The sequence below is a fragment of the Catellatospora coxensis genome (assembly GCF_016862635.1).
GTDB classification, from domain to species: domain Bacteria; phylum Actinomycetota; class Actinomycetes; order Mycobacteriales; family Micromonosporaceae; genus Catellatospora; species Catellatospora coxensis.
This window is the reverse complement of sequence record NZ_BONI01000068.1, coordinates 15,176-35,704: the sequence shown is the minus strand read 5'-3', so window position 1 is coordinate 35,704 and position 20,529 is coordinate 15,176. Positions and strand designations below refer to the sequence as shown.

At 71.1% G+C, this 20,529-nt stretch carries 17 protein-coding genes; 4 read left to right on the top strand and 13 right to left on the bottom strand.

Translation table 11 applies throughout. The features are described from left to right. Nucleotides 1–11: 11 nt before the first annotated feature. From Cco03nite_RS31375 to Cco03nite_RS31340, 8 genes are all read right to left on the bottom strand, one after another. Nucleotides 12–1,238: an MFS transporter gene (locus Cco03nite_RS31375; RefSeq protein WP_203696806.1), complete on the bottom strand. Its 1,227-nt coding sequence runs from the start codon at nt 1,236–1,238 to the stop codon at nt 12–14. Beyond that, nucleotides 1,238–2,998 carry a carbamoyltransferase family protein gene (locus tag Cco03nite_RS31370; RefSeq protein WP_203696804.1) on the bottom strand — a complete coding sequence of 587 codons (1,761 nt, stop codon included), beginning with the start codon at nt 2,996–2,998 and terminating at the stop codon, nt 1,238–1,240. Before Cco03nite_RS31370 ends, Cco03nite_RS31375 begins: the two co-directional genes overlap by 1 nt. Nucleotides 2,999–3,068: 70 nt before the next feature. Beyond that, complete coding sequence (locus tag Cco03nite_RS31365; protein ID WP_203696802.1) at nt 3,069–4,427, bottom strand: ATP-grasp domain-containing protein; 1,359 nt, start codon at nt 4,425–4,427, stop codon at nt 3,069–3,071. Nucleotides 4,428–4,456: 29 nt separating this feature from the next. Then, nucleotides 4,457–5,437, bottom strand: a complete 981-nt coding sequence (locus Cco03nite_RS31360) for an ornithine carbamoyltransferase (protein ID WP_203696800.1) — start codon at nt 5,435–5,437, stop codon at nt 4,457–4,459. Beyond that, the gene (locus Cco03nite_RS31355; RefSeq protein WP_203696798.1) at nt 5,434–6,522 is read right to left on the bottom strand and encodes an ornithine cyclodeaminase; all 1,089 of its coding nucleotides are present in this window, start codon (nt 6,520–6,522) and stop codon (nt 5,434–5,436) included. The genes Cco03nite_RS31360 and Cco03nite_RS31355 overlap by 4 nt, the downstream gene beginning before the upstream one ends. A 2-nt stretch (nt 6,523–6,524) precedes the next feature. Then, complete coding sequence (locus Cco03nite_RS31350; RefSeq protein ID WP_203696796.1) at nt 6,525–7,445, bottom strand: diiron oxygenase; 921 nt, start codon at nt 7,443–7,445, stop codon at nt 6,525–6,527. Continuing rightward, entirely contained in the window at nt 7,442–8,434 is a 993-nt protein-coding gene (locus tag Cco03nite_RS31345) for a pyridoxal-phosphate dependent enzyme (RefSeq protein WP_203696794.1), read from the bottom strand. The genes Cco03nite_RS31350 and Cco03nite_RS31345 overlap by 4 nt, the downstream gene beginning before the upstream one ends. A gap of 426 nt (nt 8,435–8,860) precedes the next feature. Beyond that, a complete protein-coding gene (locus Cco03nite_RS31340; protein WP_203696792.1) occupies nt 8,861–9,946 on the bottom strand; it encodes an aldo/keto reductase in 1,086 nt (361 codons plus the stop codon). A 419-nt stretch (nt 9,947–10,365) separates the two neighbouring features. Here Cco03nite_RS31340 and Cco03nite_RS31335 point away from each other — a divergent pair, with 419 nt between their 5' ends. Beyond that, nucleotides 10,366–13,050 carry a transglycosylase domain-containing protein gene (locus Cco03nite_RS31335; RefSeq protein ID WP_203696790.1) on the top strand — a complete coding sequence of 895 codons (2,685 nt, stop codon included), beginning with the start codon at nt 10,366–10,368 and terminating at the stop codon, nt 13,048–13,050. Between the two features lie 97 nt (nt 13,051–13,147). Here Cco03nite_RS31335 and Cco03nite_RS31330 read toward each other — a convergent pair whose 3' ends face one another. From Cco03nite_RS31330 to Cco03nite_RS31320, 3 genes are read right to left on the bottom strand one after another with little or no spacing between them, the layout of a single operon-like run. Further along, on the bottom strand, nt 13,148–13,702 hold the full coding sequence (locus Cco03nite_RS31330; protein WP_203696781.1) for an SMI1/KNR4 family protein: 555 nt from the start codon (nt 13,700–13,702) through the stop codon (nt 13,148–13,150). Nucleotides 13,703–13,744: 42 nt separating this feature from the next. After that, the gene (locus Cco03nite_RS31325) at nt 13,745–14,716 is read right to left on the bottom strand and encodes an aldo/keto reductase (RefSeq protein WP_203696779.1); all 972 of its coding nucleotides are present in this window, start codon (nt 14,714–14,716) and stop codon (nt 13,745–13,747) included. Further along, nucleotides 14,697–15,077 (bottom strand): MerR family transcriptional regulator, encoded by a 381-nt coding sequence (locus Cco03nite_RS31320; RefSeq protein WP_203696777.1) that lies wholly within the window; start codon nt 15,075–15,077, stop codon nt 14,697–14,699. The genes Cco03nite_RS31325 and Cco03nite_RS31320 overlap by 20 nt, the downstream gene beginning before the upstream one ends. Nucleotides 15,078–15,149: 72 nt before the next feature. On the opposite strand from Cco03nite_RS31320, the gene Cco03nite_RS31315 reads away from it, so the two are divergent. From Cco03nite_RS31315 to Cco03nite_RS31305, 3 genes are all read left to right on the top strand, one after another. Beyond that, the gene (locus Cco03nite_RS31315; protein ID WP_203696775.1) at nt 15,150–15,887 is read left to right on the top strand and encodes an SMI1/KNR4 family protein; all 738 of its coding nucleotides are present in this window, start codon (nt 15,150–15,152) and stop codon (nt 15,885–15,887) included. Between the two features lie 103 nt (nt 15,888–15,990). Beyond that, complete coding sequence (locus Cco03nite_RS31310) at nt 15,991–16,524, top strand: hypothetical protein (protein ID WP_203696773.1); 534 nt, start codon at nt 15,991–15,993, stop codon at nt 16,522–16,524. Nucleotides 16,525–16,873: 349 nt separating this feature from the next. After that, nucleotides 16,874–17,620 carry an alpha/beta hydrolase gene (locus tag Cco03nite_RS31305; RefSeq protein ID WP_239167813.1) on the top strand — a complete coding sequence of 249 codons (747 nt, stop codon included), beginning with the start codon at nt 16,874–16,876 and terminating at the stop codon, nt 17,618–17,620. 45 nt (nt 17,621–17,665) lie between these two features. Here the strand turns inward: Cco03nite_RS31305 and mmsB are convergent, their stop codons facing one another. Then, a complete protein-coding gene (gene mmsB, locus Cco03nite_RS31300; protein ID WP_203696771.1) occupies nt 17,666–18,937 on the bottom strand; it encodes a multiple monosaccharide ABC transporter permease in 1,272 nt (423 codons plus the stop codon). Between the two features lie 4 nt (nt 18,938–18,941). Then, complete coding sequence (mmsA, locus tag Cco03nite_RS31295; RefSeq protein WP_203696769.1) at nt 18,942–20,471, bottom strand: multiple monosaccharide ABC transporter ATP-binding protein; 1,530 nt, start codon at nt 20,469–20,471, stop codon at nt 18,942–18,944. Between the last annotated feature and the right edge of the window lie 58 nt (nt 20,472–20,529).

The window sequence follows — 20,529 nt, the reverse complement described above, 5'->3', positions numbered from 1 at the left end:
CGCACCCGCGGTCACCGGGACACGGCCTGCTCCACGGCGACCGGGACCCGTCGCTCCGCCCGCGCGCGGCGCAGGTACAGCAGACCGGCCAGGAACGACAGCGCCCCGGACAGCACGATCGCCGTCCGGTACGCGCCGTGGTCCATCAGCGCGCCGTACGCCAGGGACGCTACGGCGCTGCCGACGAAGATGCCCATGCGCTGCACGCCGTTGACGAACGCGCGGGCCCCGGTCGGGGCGAGCAGGTTCGCGGTGTGGTCGAGCACCGGCATCTGCGCGTAGTGGCTGCCCTGGCGCAGCAGGTACCAGAGCAGGAACAGCGCCGCGCCGGTCGCCGCCGCGCCCAGGCCCTGGAACAGCAGCGCCGCGCACATGCCCCAGCCCGCGACGCGGAACACCCCGCCCCGGTGCATCAGCGGGAACAGCACGAAGATGCCGACGACGCTGGCGACCCGGTCGGCGACCAGCACCCAGCCGAGCCACTGCTCGTCCAGGCCCAGGTGGTTGACCACCAGCAGCGGCACGAACCGGATCGCCAGCACCCCGGCCCCGCCGACCAGCCCGGCGAGCAGCAGCAGCTCGCCGAGCCGGGCGCCGTGGTCGCGCACCGCGTCCCGCAGCGCGCGCATGGTGCCGCCGGCCGGGGCGGACCGCACCGTGCCGCGCTGCCACATCATCGCCCGCGCCGCACCGATGAGCAGCGCCAGCGCCCCGGACAGCAGCAGCTCGAACCGGTAGTCACCGGTCGCGGCTTCACCGAACGCGGCCAACCCGACGCCCAGCAGGTTGCCCGCCGCCGACGCCGCGAGGAACGCCACGAACCCGTGGCGGAACAGGCTCAGCCGGCGCTGCTCGTCGGGTATCGACGCGCCCACCACCGCGTTCACGCTGACCAGCATCATCGCCGCGGCGACACTGTTGACCGCGAACAGCAGCAGTTGGGCGGCGAACCCGTCGAACAGCGGCATGACCAGCATGGTCAGGCCGAAGCCGACGCTGCTGACCACCATCGACGGCTCCAGCCCGAACCGGTCGGTGACCGCGCTCAGCGGCAGCACGACCACGGCCATCACGATGAAGCCGACGGAGAAGATCTGCCCGACCCCGGCCGGGCCGATCCCGACCTGCTGCAGGTGCAGCGCGTAGTACATGTCGAACAGGCTCGTCGCCAGGCCGAAGAACACCTGGCTGACGAGGAAGCCGTTGCTGATCCGGGCATACGGCGCGGGCTGCTCCATCAGCGGGCCGCGGCCAGCGGGGAGCGGGCGGGGTGCGCGGCGGGCAGGTCCCGGCCGGCCTTGGAGACGAGCAGCCCGTCCAGGTAGAGGTGGTCCATCTCGGTGCGTACGAAGGTGCACAGCGCGTGCAGCGGCGTCTCCACGATCGGCTCACCGGCGTCGTTGAACGACGTGTTGAGCACGATCGGCACCCCGGTCAGCGCGCCGAACTCGGCGATGACCTGGTGGTAGGCGGGGTTGGCCTCGGCCGAGACGGTCTGCAGCCGCGCGGTGCCGTCGACGTGCGTGACGGCGGGCAGCAGCTGCTGGGCGTGCCCGGCCACCTTCGGCACGAGCAGCATGAACGGGCTCTCCCCGGAGAAGTCGAACCACTTGCCGGCCTCCTCGGCCACCGCCGACGGGGCGTACGGGCGGAACGGCTCGCGGTGCTTGACCACGTTGTTGAGGTAGTCGCGCATCTCGGGGTGGCGCGGGTCGGCGAGCATGCTGCGGTGGCCCAGCGCCCGCGGCCCCATCTCGGAGCCGCCGTTGAACCAGCCGACGACCTGGTGCCCGGCCAGCAGCTCGGCGACGTCGCGCGGGCCCGCGTCGCGGCAGGTCAGCTCCACGCCGGTGTAGCCGGTGACGGTGGCCAGCGCCTCCAGCACCTCGGTGCGGGTGTACGCGCGGCCGAACGACGCGTGCCGCATCGGCGCCGGCCGGGCCTCGCCCAGCAGCTCGATGCTGCCGTACAGGGCCGCGCCGATGGCCACGCCGGAGTCGCCCGCCGGGGCGGGGATGAACACGTCGGTGAACCCGGACTCGGCCCGCACCCGCTCGTTGGCCACCGAGTTGAGCAGCACCCCGCCGGCCAGGCACAGCCGGTCCAACCCGGTGACCTCCCGGGCGTGCTCGGCCAGGTGCAGCATGGCCGTCTCCAGCTCGTCCTGGATCTTGCGGGCCACGTCCTTGGCGAACTGGGTCTGCCAGCGCAGCGGGTCGGCGGCGGAGAACTCGCCGCCTTCGGCGGCCAGCAGCCGCTGCCAGATGTCCTCCAGGGACTGCTGCGACACCTTGATGTCGAACCCGTCGAAGGCCAGCCAGTTGCCCCAGTCCGGCCGCGGCCGCCCGTACGGGGCCAGGCCCATCGTCTTGCCCGCCTCCGGGTAGCCGCCGCAGCCGAACACGCCCCAGTCGGCGGTGCCGTAGCGGGTGACGAAGCCGAGCTTGGTGGTGAAGAAGTCGTAGAACAGGCCCAGGCTCATGTCCGAGTAGTCCGACGGGTAGTCCACGGCCGCGACCCGGGTCAGTCTGCTGCCCTCACCCCGGAACAGGGTGTGCTTCTCGATCCGGCCGGTGCCCGGCCACCGCGCGCCGGCCTGGTCGACGACGAGCACCGCGGCCTGCTCGAACCCGGACGGGTAGAACGCCACCGAGGCGTGCCCGAGGTGGTGGCCGGGCAGCGGCAGTTCCCGGATCTTCGACTTGTCCCGGATCGGCAGGTCGCGGCGGATGCGCCACACCGCACCGTCGCCCAGCGGCCGGTTGCCGACCACCAGGTCCAGGTCGTCGATGCCCACGTCGGCGGCGTCGAGGCAGTACGCCACCGACTTGATCGGGATCGTCTTGGTCAGGCGTTCGAAGTGGCCCTGGATGAGAAAGCCCTCCGAGTGCTTGATCCGGTCGAGCCGCTCCTCCTCGATCGCGACGACGATCTCGCCGTCGCGGACCAGGCAGGCGGAACGGTCGTGGCTCAGGTTCAGCCCCAGCACGAGGGACATGGCAGTCTCGCTTTCGCTCGGATGCCGCCGCGGCGGCGGCGGTGCGTACTCGATCGGCGGTGGTGCTCGGTCAGGCGTCGGCAGCGGCCCTGGTCATGGCCTCTTCGAGGCCGTCGAGGATGCGGTAGCAGTCGTCGCGCAGGGTCAGCGGATCGGCGGCGCGGACCAGCAGCAGGCCCGCGTACGCCAGCACCCCGGTGTGCGGGTGGAACGCGGGCATGGGGGCGCCGAGCGGCTGGGACTGCCCGCGCACCAGCTCGACGGTGGTGCCGGCGGACACCAGCTCCTCCCAGGCGACCAGGTCGGGCCGGAACGGCGGCAGCGACGACCAGGGCTTGCCGGTGGAGTCGACGGCGATGACCGACAGCGACGCGGCAGCGCCACGCGCGTCGGCGGGCAGCAGCAACCGGTCCGGCACCGCGGGACGCTCCCCGAGCGCGGCCGCCAGCTGCAGCCCGATCAGGTCCACGCCGTACGCCTCGACCAGCTCGCGGGTGACCGCCGCGCCACCGGCCCGCGCGGCGGACTCCAGCAGCCGCACGGTGCCGTCCGGCATCAGCTTGACCTCGGTGTGCGTGGCGCAGGTGTCCAGGCCCAGCGCGTCGACCGCCCGGCGGCACACGTCGGCGATGCGCTGCTGCAGCTCGGGGGCCAGCGTGCAGGGCGCGTGGTTGCTCAGCTCGACGAACACCGGCACGGTCGGCAGCCGGGCGGTCAGGCACACCGGGTGGTAGACCCCGCCGGCCACCAGGCCTTCGACGCTGAGGTAGTCGCCGTAGCCGGGCTGGTCGTACCAGCCGTCCACGCTGGACTGGATGATCTCCTCGACCAGGTAGCGCGGGCCGGTGCGGTCGCCGTGCTCGCTCATGCCGGAGCGGCGGGCCGCTTCGGTGGCGGCCTCGACCTCGCGCCACACCGCCGCGCCGTCCTCACCCGGGCTGAGCATCGCCTGCCCGATGGAGCCCGCGCCCAGCGCCGACTTGACGATCACGTCGCCGCCGATCTCGGCGCGGGCCGCCTCCAGCTCCGCCAGCGAGTCCACCGGCCGGAACGCCGGATTGGGCACGCCGGCCGCCTGCCACGCCTGGCGCATCAGCACCTTGTCGCGCGAGCGGGCCGCGCCCTCCCCCGGCCCCGGGATGCCCAGCCGCAGGCAGGCCTGCGCGGTGGCGACGACGCAGAACTCGGAGAACGTCAGCACCCCGTCGCTGCGCAGCTCGGTGGCCACCCGGACGATCTCGTCGGGCAGGGCGGCCGACGGATCGGCGGGAACAACCCGTCGGCAGAGCCGTTCCAGCAGCTCACGCTGCCAAGCCTGGGGTTCGCCGATCAGCAGCACGTCCACCAGCGCCCGGCTCACCAGCCGGGGCAGCAGGAACTCCAGGGCCGGGCCGCCTTTGGCGTACACGAGCAGAACCGCGGGTTGCATGCCTCATCCGTCCTTTCGCCACGGCGTGGTCATCGCGCCGTCCAGCAGGTCTCCAGCACCGCCATGGCGCTGCACAGCTTCATCCGCGCCTGCTGCCAGGCCAGGCTGGCCCGGCCGTCGAGCACCGCGCCGGTGACCTCCTCGCCGCGGTGGGCGGGCAGGTCGTGCAGGAAGCGGGCGGCCGGCCAGCGGCCCAGGAACGCCTCGTCGACGTGGTACGGGCGGAACGTCTCGCGCCAGGCCGGGTCGGGTTTGCTGGTGCCTGTCGTCTGCCAGCGTGTGGTGTAGACGACGTCGACGTGGTCGGGCAGCTCGTCGGCCCGCTCGACCTGCCGGACCTGCGCGCCGTGCGCCGCGGCGTCGGCGACGGCGAGCGCCAGCTGCTCCTCGGGCAGGCCGTAGCCGGGCGGCACGTACAGCGAGAGCTTCGCGCCGGGCACCCGGGCCAGCGCGTACGCCAGCGCGGAGGCGGAGTTGTTGCCCTCTCCCACGTACAGCACGGAGATCCCGCCGAGCGCCCCGAGGTGGGCGCGCATCGTGGCCAGGTCGCAGACGGCCTGAGTGGGGTGCTCCTCGCGGGCCATCGCGTTGACGATCGGCGGCGCGCCCCGGTCGAGCAGCCCGTCGAGTTCGGCCAGCGTACGGGTGCTGCGGATGACGACGCCGTCGAGCATGAGCCCGAGCACCCGCAGGGTGTCCTCGATGGTCTCGCCGGTCTGCAGCTGCAGCCCGGCCGCGTCGTAGGTGAGCAGCTTCGCGCCCAGGCGCAGCGCGCCGACGCTGAACGCGGTGCGGGTGCGGGTAGAGGTGCGCTCGAACAGCGTGGCGACCACCAGCCCGTCCAGCACCGGGGCGACGTCGGCGGGCGCGGCGGCGATGCCCACCGACCGCTCGACGAGCGCGTCGAGCTGCGCCGCGGTCAGCTGCCGCACGCTGAGCAGGCTGCGGCGGCGGTTGCGCGCGACGTCGACGAGCGCGGGCGTGACCTGCGGGGGCTGCGTCGTGGTCACAGCGCCACCTCCGTGCCCAGGCCCAGGCCGGTCGCGGCGCGCCGGATCGCGTCGAGCAGCGCCACGTCCAGCACGCCCATGCCGAACGGGTTGATCACCGTGTACGACGTGGGCGCCGGCGGCGCGGCGGTCACGGCCCCGGCGGCGAGCGCGCCGATGGTCGCGTCGATCGGGCGGCCGCCGCCGGTCGAACCCGGGGCGGTGACCAGGCCCTGCTGCATGAGCCGGCCGAGCGGGCGGCGCGGGTTCTGCTCCACCAGCTCGACGTCGTCGACGTAGAGCCGCCCGGCCTGCAGCAGGGCCTCGGCGGTGAGGTCGGCCAGGGACACGTTGACCACCGCCGCGCCGGGCCTGATCCAGTCCGGCGGGAGGTAGCCGTCGTCGGCGGTGGTCGCGGTGACCACGAGTTCGGCGTCGCGCAACGCGCTTCGGGCGTCGGGCAGCACCGCCACCTCGATCCCGGGGCGGTGCCGGCGCACCCGCTCGGCCAGGGCCGCGGCGGCCGCCGGTTCGGCGTCGTGCAGCGCGACCCGGCGCAGGCCGGGCAGCCGGTCGGCGAGCAGGAACAGGTGGGTGCCGCCCTGCGTGCCGCAACCCAGCACGGCCAGGCAGGTCGCGTCGGCGTGCCCGGCCGCCTGCACGCCGACCAGTGACACCGCGGCGGTGCGTACCGAGCTGATCAGGCCGATCTCGATGATCGCGCTGATCCGGGCGGTCTGCGGGTCGAAGCACAGCCCGACGCCGCCGGCCCGTTCCAGGCCCGCGGCGGGATTGGACACGCTCGCGTTGATGATCTTCATGCCGTACGCGGCCGGGCCGCCGTCGCGCACGACACCGCCGGGCATCGCGATCGAGCGGGTGTAGGCCCCCTGGTCGTTGTCCCAGCGCAGGTACGCCTCGGCGGGCAGCACGGTGCGGCCCGCGTGGTGGTCGACCAGGGCCTCCCGCACGATCGCCACCGGATCCAGCAGCGCCAGGCAGCGCGCCACCTCGTCCCGGGAGATCAGCAGCACCGGTCCCGCGCCGCCCAGGCCGCGCAGCCCGGCGGTGAACCAGGGCGTCCGGGTGAGTTCCTCTGTGGACACGTTCAGATCAGTCCTTCCTGGGCGAACGCCTCGTCGGCGCCGGGCAGGTCGAGCACTCCGGCGGCCCGGAACAGCCGCACCGACTGCACGGACTGCTCACGGGCGGTCTGCCGGACCCGGTCCGGGGCGTACACGTCGGCGAGCACGTCGCGCACCTGCGGCTCGGCCAGTCCCGCCGCGCGCAGCGTCGCGGCGACGGCGTCCTGATTCGGGCGCAGGCTCTGGGTGATCAGCCGGGGCAGCGCGGTCGCCATCTCGCGCCGGGTACGCAGGTCGCAGCCGGTCCACAGCTCCCGGAAGAAACGGGCGAAGTAGGCGTGGTGGCGGCCCTCGTCGCGGGCGTGGTCGCGAACCGTGGTGCGCACCAGGCCGACCAGGTCGGGATCGTTGGGCAGCTCGGCGAGCAGGCTCGTGATCAGCGTCTCGAACACCACGACCTGGAGCAGGTACGGCAGCGACCCGGCCTGCGGCAGGCACTCGGCGGCGACGGCGTCGAGCTCGGTGATCACCGGCTCGAACGTGTACGGCAGCGCGGCGACGCCGGTGGCCGCCTCCAGCTGCCGTACCACGTCGAACGAGTACAGCGCGTGGTACGCCTCGTCGCAGTAGATCTTGTACGCGTCCTCGCGCACGTCGCCGCCGAGCACGACGTCGGTGCGGCCGTTGGCGATGAGCTCGGTGGCCCGGTTGACCACCCGGGTCTCGAAGTGCGCGGTGAACGCGAAGTACTGGTACGCGTGCCGCGCCACCAGCTGCTCGCGGGTCCCCGGGTCGAGCCCGGCGACCAGCGGATGCGCCAGGTAAGGGATCAGCCGCTCCGGGAACAGCACCTTGCCGGCGTCGAGGTCGCCGCCGAGCACCCGGCGCGGATCGACCCGCACCCCGGCCCGCTCGTGCCAGTCGGCCAGCGGCGACTCGCTCACGGCGCCTCCCAGTCCACCGACTCGCACACGGCGGCCGGCGGCACCGGGTCGACCCCGTGCGCGCGCCGCCACCCCGCCGAGTACACGGTGCTCAGGTAGTTGCGGGCCCCGTCCGGGCACACGCACACGACGTCGTCGAGACCCTCGCGTTCGATCAGGCGCAGCGCCGCCGACACCAGCGCCCCGGCGCTGGCCCCGACGCCGATGCCGCACGACTCCAGCAGCCACAGGCAGGCAGCCACCGCGTCGTCGGTGCCGACCCACTCGGTGGGGCCGTCGACGGCCGCGGCGAACTCCGAGCGGCGGCTGGAGCCGATGCCGGGCAGCACCCGCCGGCCCGGCACGTGCCCGACGGCGTACGAGCCGTACACGTCGACGCCGCGCACGTCCCAGCGGGTCGCCCCGGCGGCGTAGCGGCGGATGCCGGCCAGCGTGCCGCCGGTGGACACCGCGACCAGCACCACGCTGTCCCCGGGCACCTGCGCGGCCAGCTCGGGCGCGGTGCCGAACTCGTGGGCGCGCGGGTTGGCGGGGTTGTCGTACTGGTTGGTCCAGCACAGGGCCGGCTGCTCGGCGAGCAGCTCCCGCACCCGGCGCAGCCGGTTCATCAGGTAGCCGCCGCGGCCGTCCTCCTCGTCGACCAGCACCAGGGTCGCGTCGAGGCGGCGCAGCTCGTGCAGGGCAGCCGAGGGCACCCGCGGGTCGACGACCGCGGTGAAGCGGACGCGGTTGGCGCGGGCCAGGCTCGCCAGGGCCACCCCGAGGTTGCCGGAGGTCGACTCGACGATGCCGACGGCGGGGTCGAGCTTGTCCGCCACCGAGTCGTACAGCGCGACCGCCGTGCGGTCCTTCATGGATCCGCAGGGGTTGAAGGACTCCAGCTTCAGCCGCAGGGTGGCGGCCCGCCCGCCGACGCGCAGGCGCACCACCACCAGCGGGGTGTTGCCCACCATCAGCGGGACGAAGCAGGTGCCGCGGGCGGAGCTCACCGGGCCGGCCTCGCCGGTTCCCCGGCGCGTACGGCTGCGGCGCGAACTTCCCGGAACGAGGGCATGGTTCGTTCGGACACGGCGCATCTCTTTCGGACCCTGGCTGCATCATGGCGTGACGGATCGTCCGCGAGCCCCGTTGCGCGCAGTCGCTGGCCCGCTGAGGGCAGCAAGAAGGCACCCCGTCCGGCGATCGTGGCGGCACGATCCGGCAGGGGTGAGGGAGCGCAGCATCAGTCGCGATGCCGCACCCGGGGGTGACCGGAGGTAATTCTTGCGACACGCATCGACAGTGTCAACCATACAAGGTCGTGATTTCGGCCCGAACACATGCAAGTATGCCGCATATCAGCAGCTCAGGTCGGCAATGACCGTCCGAAATAGAGCGAGCCGGCGCCGCCCGGCGAGGAGCGGCGCCGGCTGAGGTCAGGCGGCCGCGCCGTTCCAGACCGGTGGGGCATACCCGGCCGGCTTGTCGCCGATGCCGAGACCCGGGCTCACGATCCAGGACTGGTACCCCGGGGTGAACATCGCGTAGGGCCCGCCCGGCTCCGGCGCTCCGGCCCGCTCCAGCCGGTCGCGCAGCTCGGCCGGGATGGTGAAGTCGAGCGCGGCCAGGTTGGCGTCCAGCTGCCCGGCGCTGCTCGCCCCGATGATCACCGAGCCCACGGCGGGCCGGGTCGCCACCCAGTTGACCGCGACCTGGGCCATGCTGCGGCCGAGCTCGCCCGCGACCTGCTCCAGGACCTCGATGACCGCCCAGTCGCGCTCGGCGACCGGCTGCGCTCCCCCGCCGAGCCGCCCGTCCCCGGCCAGCCCGTCGCCGGTGCGCCGGTACTTGCCCGACAGCAGGCCGCCGCCGATCGGGCTCCAGGCGGTCAGCCCCATGCCCAGCGACTGGGCCATCGCCGGATACTCGGCCTCGATGCCCCGATTGACCAGGGAGTACGGCAGCTGCAGGTTGATCATCGGGGTCAGCGCGTGGGCCTCGGCGAGGCTCTGGGCGCGGGCGGCGTACCAGGCGGGCACGTCGGACAGCCCCGCATAGCGGATCTTGCCGGCGCGCACCAGGTCGTCGAAGGTGCGCACCACCTCCTCGACCGGGGTGATCCGGTCCCAGGTGTGCAGCAGGTAGAGGTCGAGGTAGTCGGTGCCGAGCCGCTTCAGCGACGCCTCGACGGCGCGCATGACGTGCTTGCGGCCATTGCCCGCCGCGTTCGGGTCGGACGGGTCGACGGTGTTGGTGAACTTGCTGGTCAGCACCACCCGGTCGCGCACCCCGGCGGACGCGATCAGCCGCCCGAGGATGGTCTCGCTCTCGCCCGCGGTGTAGAAGTCCGCCGTGTCGATGAAGTTGCCGCCGCCCTCCAGGTAGCGCCGGAAGATCGGCTCGGCCTCGCTCTCGGTCTTGCCGTACGCGGCATGGAAGCCGTCCACGCCGAAGTTCATCGTGCCCAGCGCCAGCCTGCTCACCCGCAGCCCGGACCTGCCGAGCAGGTAGTAGTCGTTCACAGCCGCCGTCCCTGATCGAAGTCTCGCGGCCGGTATTGGACCGCTCGGTCCAACGTAGCTCCGCAGAATTGGACCGTCAAGTCCAGATCTTGCGTTGCCCCAGCTCAGGCGCATCACGGAGGACTTCTCGCCGCTTTCGGGATACGCCACAGGGCTTCTCCCTGCCGGGCGCGACGCCCGCAGCGTGGTGTCTTGCCGGACTTCACCCGATTTGTGAGGCAGGATGTCGGACGTGGAGTGGCCTTTGCACAGGTCGCCCTCGCCGCCCATGAGAACGGTGTCTCCCGGGGGCTGAGCGGGGCCGCCTGAGCACCACGCGGCGCACCTGGCCGTGGGCCGAGGCCCCACCGGGCGGTGCCGCACCGCTCCTTCCCCCTGTCCCCGCACTCAGCTCATCTCCGACCGGAAGGGTTGACTCGATGACCACGCCCCCGGCACCCGGCTCGGCCCGCGCCTCGGCGCCATCCGACGGCCCCGGCAAGCCTCCCGGCCCCAGCGTCCGCCCCGACCGGCCCGGCCCCGGCGGCGACCGGGCCGGCCGCACCAGCGGCGGCCACGGCCCCGCGCCGGCCGGTCCGGCCCCGCTGCGCCCCGGCGCCGGCCGCGCCCCCGTGCCGTCCGCCGCCGGACGGGCGAGCGTCGGCGGCGTCACCGGCCGGGCCACGGTCGGCGGCACGAACCGCACCACCGTGCTGCCCACGAGCAAGGGCGCCGACGGCGACCACCCGGACGGCAAGAACTCCGGCAAGAGCCCCGGCCGCAAGGGCAAGGGCTGGCGGCGTAAGTGGCGCAGCATCGTGCTGGCCTCGGCGGCGATCGTCGTCATGCTCGCCGGCGGCGGCCTGATCGGCGTCACCTACCTCTACGACTCGGTCCCCGAGCCCGCCGACTTCAGCCCCAACGAGAACACCTTCGTCTACTCCGCCGACGGCGAGCAGATCGCCAAGCTCGGCGGCGAGAACCGCGAGATCGTCCCCATGTCCCGGCTGTCCGACGAGGTGAAGGTCGCGCTCATCGCGGGCGAGGACAAGAACTTCTTCAACCACAGCGGCATCGACCTGTGGGGCATCGCACGCGCCGCCTGGAACAACCTGACCGGCGGCGAGACCCAGGGCGCATCGACCATCACCCAGCAGTACGCCCGCAACGCGGCCAAGGACCTGGAGGTCACCTACGCCCGCAAGCTGCGCGAGGCGGTGATGGCGCGGCGGCTGGAGGAGGAGCACTCCAAGGACGAGATCCTCGGGTTCTACGTGAACACCGTCTGGTTCGGCCGCGGCTCCAGCGGCGTCGGCGCGGCCGCGAAGGCCTACTTCAACAGGTCGGCCAGCCAGCTGACGGTCGAGCAGGCGGCGGTGCTCGGCGCGGTGCTCAAGCAGCCCGAGCCCAACGACTACGACGGCACCAAGGGCTACGACCCGCACCTCAGCCCCGACGCCGCCCGCACCCGCTGGAACTACGTGCTCGACAACATGGTCGAGATGGGCCGGCTCGACCCGCAGAAGCGCGCGGCGATGGTCTACCCGGACAAGACGCTGCGCAAGTACTCCGCCCGGTCCGGCGAGACCGGCATCCAGGGCACCGGCACCGGCTTCGTGATCAACAAATACGTCGAGCGGGAGATGGCCGCCTGGGGCATCACCGACTGGCGCAACAAGGGGTACCGGATCACCACGACGATCAACTCCAAGGCGCAGAAGGCGCTGGAGGCGCAGCTGTACCGCACGTTCGAGTGGAAGGAGACCTGCAAGGGCAAGGGCGACGAGAAGGAGTGCACCAACGACGTCGTCAAGGCCGTGGACCACAAGGTCGACGGGGCGTACACGAAGATCAAGGGTTATCCCAAGAACGTGATCGCGGCCGGGGTGGCCATCGACCCGAGGAACGGCCGCATCCTGGCCTACTACGGCGGCGCGGACGGCACCGGCATCGACTACGCCGGAAAGATCAACGAGGGCACCATCTGGGAGGACGGCGGCCACCCGCCGGCGTCGTCGTTCAAGGTGTACACGCTGGCCGCCGCGATCGACGCGGGCATCTCGCTCAAGTCCACCTGGGACCCGACGCCCATCGTCGCCACCGGCAAGAAGAGGAACTGCGACAAGTACAAGCTCTGCCCGTACGAGGTGGAGAACGCCGGCCGCGACGCGGGCAGCCTCAAGTGCAAGCGCAAGTGCACGCTGCAGGACGTCACCCGGCTCTCCCTCAACGTGCCGTTCTTCAAGATCGCCAAGAAGATCGAGCCGAAGAACGTCGTCGCCATGGCCCACGCCGCCGGCATCGACACCATGTGGGCGGTCAGCGACGGCAAGGCCCGCGACCTCACCAAGCCCGAGACCGACACCAGCCGCGCCTCCTTCGACTACCAGGTCGGCTTCGGCCAGTACCCGATCACCGTGCTCGACCACGCCACCGGCATGGCCACCTTCGCCAACCACGGCGTCTACAACAAGCCGCACGTCGTGCTCCGCGTCGAGAAGAAGGACGAGAACGGCAAGTACCGGCTGGTGCCCAACACCGGCGAGGTCAGCAAGGCCGAGCGGCGCATCCGGCAGGAAGTCGCCGACGAGGTCACCGGCATGCTCAAGCAGCTGCCCAAGAGCTACTACCGGGCGCTCGCGGGCGGCCGCCAGGCCGCCGCCAAGACCGGCACCTGGGAGAGCAAGGTCCAGGACAAGGCCCACTCCAACGTCTGGACCGTCGGCTACACCCCGCAGATCGCCTCGGCCATCTGGGTCGGCAACGTCAAGAACGCCTCGGACCCGATCTACCGGCCCGCCGCGCTCGGCGGCGGCAACATCACCAGCGTCGGCCTGCCCGCCGAGATCTGGCAGGGCTTCATGAACCAGGCCCACGCCGACATGAAACTCCCGCTGGAACCCCTGGCCAACGGCACCAACGGCAAGCTCGGCGAGTCCGAGGGCGTGGGCGACGGCGTCGAACCGTCGAAGAAGCCGAAGCCGGACGGCTGCAAACCCATGCCGTTGTGCCTCGGGGCCAGCCCGAACGTTCCCGGCAACGCCGACCTGGTGCCGTCGCCCTCGACCGGCGGACAGGGACCGGGCCACACACCACCCGGCCCTCTGCCGTCCGCCTCGGACTGACCGGCAGGTCCACCACTGCGCACGACCTGAACATATCCACACCGAGAAGGGCCGTCGCGCCGGCATGTCGGCGCGACGGCACCATCCGAGAAGGCGATCAGCCGTACCAGGGCAGTAGAATCGCGTCCCGAATCAGCATGATGTCAGGATCCTTGTCCTTGACATAGGCAGCCGAAAAGGGCCAGCTCCGCTCGCCCAACTCCCTCTCCAGCAGGGATTCAAGGAATATCGGCAGGCAGCTCGCAGCTACATAGGTCAGCCCTTCACCATCCATGGAATCCACAAAGAAAACGGCGTCCCGATCTATATACCGCCTGGAGAAATCCAACACATAGTAATTTCCGCACCCATCGCCCGCCACGGGTATCCAGCCGAAATCGATCCACTCGGGATGGAAATCCAGGATGTCCAGAGCATCCGGCCGGTTCGCCTGGACACGTGCGCCGAATATCCCGCCCGGCCCCGCAGATGAACCGTTGCAGACACGCAGCCATTCCACATAACTACTGGGTAGAGGCTGGCCGTATCTTTCTGCGATCGCGGCAACCTGGGCGTCGTCCGCACCTTGGACAACCTCGCCCTCGGGGGGCAAAGGAACCCTCCGGAGCAGTTGCAGAACACGGGAGAAGTCAACCTCGGACGGCACAATCATGGCCCTCCCCGCTCGCGATACGACCTGAGCGCCACCCAGGCATCAGTGGCCGACCATCGTCTGCGCGAACGCCGACAGTCGCGCCCCCGCCGCGGGGCCGAGCCCGCTCAGTGCCGCGAGCTGCTCCTCGGTGAGCACGACGTCGGCGGCGGCGACGTTCTCGGCCAGGTGGGTGCGGCGGGTCGTGCCCGGGATGGCGTGCACGTCGTCGCCCTGCGCCAGTACCCACGCGATGGCCACCTGCGCCGGGGTGCACCCGGCCGCGCCCGCGATGTCACGGATCCGGTCGACCAGCGCCAGGTTGTGATCGAGGTTGCCGGCGGCGAAACGCGGGTGGTTCAGCCGGTTGTCGCTGCCGTCCAGGCCGTCGGTCGACCGGATCGTGCCGGTGAGCAGGCCCCGCCCGATCGGCGAGTACGCCACGAGCCGGATGCCCAGCTCCCGGCACACCGGCAGCACCTCGTCCTCGATGTCACGGCTGAACAGGGAGTACTCGATCTGCAACGCGCTGATCGGGTGCACCGCGTGCGCCCGCCGGATCGTCTGCGCACCGACCTCCGACAGCCCCAGCCGGCGCACCTTGCCCTGCGCGACCAGGTCGGCCATCGCCGCGACGGTGTCCTCGATCGGGACCTCGGGGTTGCGCCGGTGCAGGTAGAACAGGTCGATCACGTCCACGCCGAGGCGGCGCAGCGAGTTCTCGCAGGACTGCCGGGCCCAGCCGGGGCTGGAGTCGACCCGGTGCACGCCGCCGTCGCGCCGGATGGCGAACTTGGTGGCCAGAAAGACCCGGTCGCGGTTGCCGGGCAGGAACCGCGCCAGCAGCTCCTCGTTGCGGCCCTCGCCGTAGGACGCCGACGTGTCGAAGTGCACCACGCCCAGTTCCAGCGCCCGGTGCAGGGTGGCCAGCGACTCGTCCTGGTCGGCCGGGCCGTAGTTGGTGCTCATGCCCATGCAGCCCAGGCCGAGCGCCGGGATCGCCGGTCCGGCCGGGTCAATCAGTCTGCTCTGCATCTAGGTACCCCCGATATCTGGTGATCTTCCGATCGATGACGGCCAGGTCGCGCTCCAGCTCGCTGATCTGGCGCAGCACCGTCGTACGGTGCTGTTCCAGCAGCTCCAGCCTTTCCCGGCGGTTGTGCGTGCCCGCGCGGACCAGCTCGATGTAGCGGAGCATCTCCCGCACCGGCATGCCGGTGGCGCGCATCTTGGTCAGCAGGTCGAGCCGCTCGACGTCGCGCAGCCGGTAGCGGCGGCGGCCCGCGTGGTCGCGCGGGATCGGGTCGAGCAGCCCGACCTGCTCGTACCAGCGCAGGGTGTATGCCGTCAGCCCGGTCTTGGCCGCGACCTCGCCTACCGACAGCCCTTCCTCCATGCCGCCCAGCCTCGCAGTTGGAGCACACTCGAAGTCAAGCCGCACAATGCGTCAGTCAGTAGGGTTGGCGGCATGTTGGACGGTCTCGACGCGCTTCAGGCGCTGTGCGGCGAGGACCGCGACTGCCGCCGGGGGTGGGAGTTCGTCCACGCGCAGGCTGCGGCGTACGGCCGCCCCGTGGTCGAGGGCGACGGTGTCGACGCCGACCGGTTGCGGGCCGCCGAGGAACGGCTCGGCATCGCGCTACCGGCTGCGCTGCGTGAGGCGTACCTGCTGTTCGGGCGACGCAGGGACCTGACTGCCGCACAGGACCGCCTGCTGACACCCGGCCAGCTTCGGTGCGATGCCGAGGGTGTCCTCGTGTTCCGCGTCGAGAACCAGCACTGCGCGTCGTGGGGCGTGTCGCCCGAGTCCGACGCCCACGACGACCCGCCGGTCCTGATGAGCACCGGCGGCCGCTGGATGCCGTACGCCGATCGGCTGTCGATCGCCCTGGTCGAGATGGTGCTGTCGGAGGCGATGTTCTCGGCTGACGAGGAGACCGTCGACAACCGGGCTGACCTCGACGATGCCGCCCGGGTGGCACTGAGGGCGATGTTCGTACGCCTGCCGCTGCCGGATCTCCCGCTCTGGGCCGCTCCGGATCAGTCGCCCGTGCGCTGGTTCGCCGGTCCCGACGTGCTGCTGCGCGAGGACAGCGGCACGTGGCTGTGGGTCCACGGCCGGACCCCGGCGGCGGTGCAAGCCGTGCGGGACAGGCTACCGGGCGATTGGCTGATGGTCCCGGAAGACGAAGGGGACGAGGATTGACTCAGCTCAGCTCAGCTCAGCTCGACATTGGACAACGGCATCCATGGATTTCCGGGCGCTAAAGCTGATCGCCGCAATACTTCTCATGTGTTGCTTTTGCGGAATGATCGCGGTCCTCACAGTGTTCATGAAGGTGGCTCAGTGGGAGGCGGATCGGCGCATCGAGGCGGCCGTGCAGCCGAGCCCCGCAGTCACGACGGGCGACGTTCACATGACCCCCGACGGCCACATGCGACTGCGAAGGGTCGAGGTACGTAGCACGACGATCGTGTTCTCCGTCTTCTACCCTCCCGGCGAGTCGGTGAGCTGCCCGAAGCCCGTGCACTCCGAGCTGAGGCCCGGCCCGTTAGGGCCTTACCTGCAGACAGGAACCATCCCACGGATCGAATTCGAGGACGGCACCTGGCTGGAGGCGGATGACTGGGACTGCATCCGGCATCCCCGAAAGACGTTCGAGAACTCACGCAGTGGCATCACTCATACCGCCACCTTCGCTCTCGACCGGCGATATGGCATGCGGTTCGCACTCTTCTGGTCCTACGCATGCGTAGAAGCTTCGATTCCGCCCTCCGGCTTCAGGATCCACTCTGTGGGCTCGACCGGGTGTGCCGAGTTCCCGGGCCAGGTGTTGCGCTGAGAGGACTCGACCACGCCGCCGCGCAGTTTGCCGGTTCAGCTGAGTTCCGGGTCACCCGCATCCTCCACGCCAAGCCCTCGATCATCCGACTTGCCCAGCACCTGTGCGTATCTTGAGCCCCGAATCCACCAGGTTTCTGGCAAGTCGAACGACCTCGGTGTGACTCGCGCCCCGCACGTTCCATCGTCCCGCTTTCTCGCCCTGCCCCACCCGCACCGATCGCCGGTTTCACCGACGACCTGGCCCACCGATGTGCATTCGCCCGCTCGCACCCTGCCCACCCGCACCGGGACATGGCAGTATGGCGGCACCCGTCCCACACCCCGTTCACCCCGCCGCTGGAGCACCCATGGACAACGCCATCGACCACGCTCCCCTGCACCATGACGGCGACAGCGGCATCGGGGTCGTGGTCTGCCACGGCTTCACCGGCTCGCCGCACAGCATGCGGCCCTGGGCCCGGCACCTGGCCGCGCAGGGCTGGTCGGTGCGGCTGCCGCTGCTGCCGGGCCACGGCACGAGCTGGCGCGACGCGAACCGCACCACCTGGCAGGACTGGTACACCGAGGTCGAGCGCGCGGTCACCGAGCTGCGCGGGCACTGCACCTCGGTGTACGCCGTCGGCCTGTCGATGGGCGGCACGCTCGCCCTGCGCCTGGCCCAGCAGCACCCCGACCTGGCCGGCATCGTGCTGGTGAACCCGGCCGTGACGATGCTGCGCTGGGACGCGAAGCTGCTGCCCGTGCTGGGCATGCTCGTCCCGTCGGTGCCCGCGATCGGCAACGACATCGCCAAGCCCGGCGTCGACGAGGGTGCCTACCCGCGTACGCCGGTGCGGGCCGCCGCGTCGCTGCGCCGCTTCCAGGCGGTGGTCCGTCAGGACCTGGCCAAGGTCGCTCAGCCGGTGCTGCTGTACCACTCCGCCAACGACCACGTCGTGGAGCCGGTCAACAGCGAGATCGTGCTGAAGCACATCACGTCGACGGATGTGCAGGAGATCGTCCTGCAGGACAGCTACCACGTGGCGACGCTGGACCACGACGCGCCGCGCATCTTCGACGGCAGCGTCGCCTTCATCCAGCGCCTCAGCAGCTGACACGTGGTCGGGGCCGCCGCACGGCAGCGGCCCCGACCTCCCCCGTCAGCGTGCGGTTCCGGCGCGGCGCTTGGCGAAGACGTCGAACGCGACGGCGGCCAGCAGCACCAGGCCCTTGAACAGCATGACCCGCTCGCTCGGCGCGCCGATCAGGGACATGCCGTTGTTGATGACGCCCATGATGAGCCCACCGGTGATCGCGCCGACGACCCGGCCGACGCCGCCCTGCACGGCCGCGCCGCCGATGAACGCGGCCGCGATGGCGTCGAGTTCGAAGCCGTTGCCCGCGGTCGGGCCGGCCTGGTTGAGCCGCCCGGCGAAGACGATGCCCGCGATCGAGGCGAGCACGCCCATGTTGACGAACAGCCAGAACGTGACGGACTTGACCTTGATGCCGGACAGGGTGGCGGCGTTGAGGTTGCCGCCGATGGCGTAGATGTGGCGGCCGAACACGACCCGGTCGGTGAGCAGCGAGTACGCCAGGACCAGCGCGGCCAGCAGCACGAGCACCCAGGGCAGGTTCTTGAACCTGGCCAGCTGCACGATGACGGTCATCACGACGACGGCGGCGATGGCGATCTTGGTGACGAACAGCGCGGTCGGCTCGACGACCTGGCCGTAGCGGGCGCGTCCGGCGCGGCTGCGCCACTGGGTGACGACGATGCCGGCGACGAAGGCGACGCCGATCAGCAGGGTGAGCAGGTCCGCGCCGCCCAGCGGGCCGAGGCCGATGTTGCCCAGGGTGGTCGGCATGAAGCCGTTGGCGATGGTGCGGACCTCGTCCGGGAACGGGCCGATGCCCTGGTTGCCGAGCACCGCGAGGGTGAGCGCCCGGAACAGCAGCATGCCGGCCAGCGTCACGATGAACGCGGGGATGCCGAAGTAGGCGACCCAGTAGCCCTGCCACGCGCCGATGAGGCCGCCGCAGATCAGGGTGATCAGGATGGCCAGCGGCCACGGCACATCGTTGTTGACCATGAGTACGGCGGAGATCGCGCCGGTGACGGCGACGACCGAGCCGGCGGACAGGTCGATGTGCCCGGCGATGATGATCAGGATCATGCCGATGGCGAGGATCAGGATGTAGGAGTTCTGCACCACCAGGTTGGAGATGTTCTGCGGGGCGAGCAGGTCTCCGTCGGTGAGGTACGCGAACAGGGCGATGATCAGCGCGAACGCGATGTAGATGCCGTTCTGGCGCAGGTTGGCCGAGAAGAGCCGACCGCCGAATCGGTCCGGTGCCTTGGTCACCGCGAGTTCGCTCGCGGTCGCCGGCACTGCGGTGGCCGGGCCGGTCGTGGGGCCGACACTGGTCATGGTCCTACTGCTCCTTCACCTTGGTCATGAACTGCATGAGCCGCTCGGGGGTGGCCTGCTCGCGGGTGACCTGGCCGGTGATCCGTCCGGCCGACATCGCGTAGATGCGGTCGCAGACGCCGATCAGCTCAGGCAGTTCGGAGGAGATGACCAGTACGGCTTTGCCCTGGTCGGCCATGTGATTGATGATCGAGTAGATCTCGTACTTGGCGCCGACGTCGATGCCGCGGGTGGGCTCGTCGAGGATGAGGACGTCGGCGTCGGTGAACAGCCACTTCGACAGGACGACCTTCTGCTGGTTGCCGCCGCTGAGCTTGCCGGTGACGGCCGCGACGTTCGGGGCCTTGATGTTCATGCCGGCCCGGAAGCCGTCGGCGACGCGGTACTCCTCGTTGTCGTGGATCCAGCCGCGGGTGGCGAGCTTGTTCAGGGCGGCCGCGGAGACGTTGCGCTTGATGTCCTCGATCAGGTTGAGGCCGTAGCGTTTGCGGTCCTCCGTGGCGTACGCGATGCCGTGGCGGATCGCGTCGCCGACGGTCTTCAGGCGGATCTCGCGGCCGTCCTTGAAGATCCGGCCCGAGATGCCGATGCCGTAGCTGCGGCCGAAGACGCTCATCGCCAGCTCGGTGCGGCCCGCGCCCATCAGCCCGGCCAGGCCGACGATCTCGCCGCGGCGCAGGTTGAGGTTCGCGCCCTGGACCACGACCCGCCCGTGCTGGGTGGGACTGTGCACGGTCCAGTCCTCGATGCGCAGCACCTCGTCGCCGATGTTCGGCTCGTGGTCGGGGAACCGGTGCTCCAGGTCGCGGCCGACCATGCCGGCGATGATGCGGTCCTCGGTGACACCGGCGGACATGTCGAGGGTCTCGATGGTCCGGCCGTCGCGCAGGATGGTGGTGGTGTCGGCGATCTCCCGGATCTCGTTGAGCTTGTGCGAGATGATCACGCAGGTGATGCCCTGGTCGCGCAGGCCGCGCAGCAGGTCGAGCAGGTGCGCGGAGTCCTCGTCGTTGAGCGCGGCGGTCGGCTCGTCGAGGATGAGCAGGCGCACCCGCTTGGACAGCGCCTTGGCGATCTCGGTCAGCTGCTGCTTGCCGACGCCGAGGTCCATCGCGAGCGTGGCCGGGTTCTCGTGCAGGCCCACCCGGTGCAGCAGTTCGGCGGCCTCGGCGTGGGTGCGGTTCCAGTTCACGACGCCGCCGGGAGCCCGCTCGTTGCCGAGGAAGATGTTCTCCGCGATCGACAGGTTCGGGCACAGCGCCAGCTCCTGGTGGATGATCACGATGCCGAGGCGTTCGCTGTCGCGGATGTTGGCGAACCGGCAGGGCTGGCCGTCGAGGGTGATCTCACCGCTGTAGTCGCCGTGCGGGTGGACCCCGGACAGGACCTTCATCAGGGTGGACTTGCCCGCGCCGTTCTCGCCGCAGATCGCGTGGATCTCCCCGCGGCGGACCGTGAGGTTGACGTCGTCGAGGGCGGTGACCCCCGGGAACGTCTTGGTGATGTGACGCATCTGCAGGATCACGTCGGTCAAGGTCGTCCTCCTCCGGTTCGGCGGGACGCCCGCCCGGCCGGGGTGACCGGCCGGACGG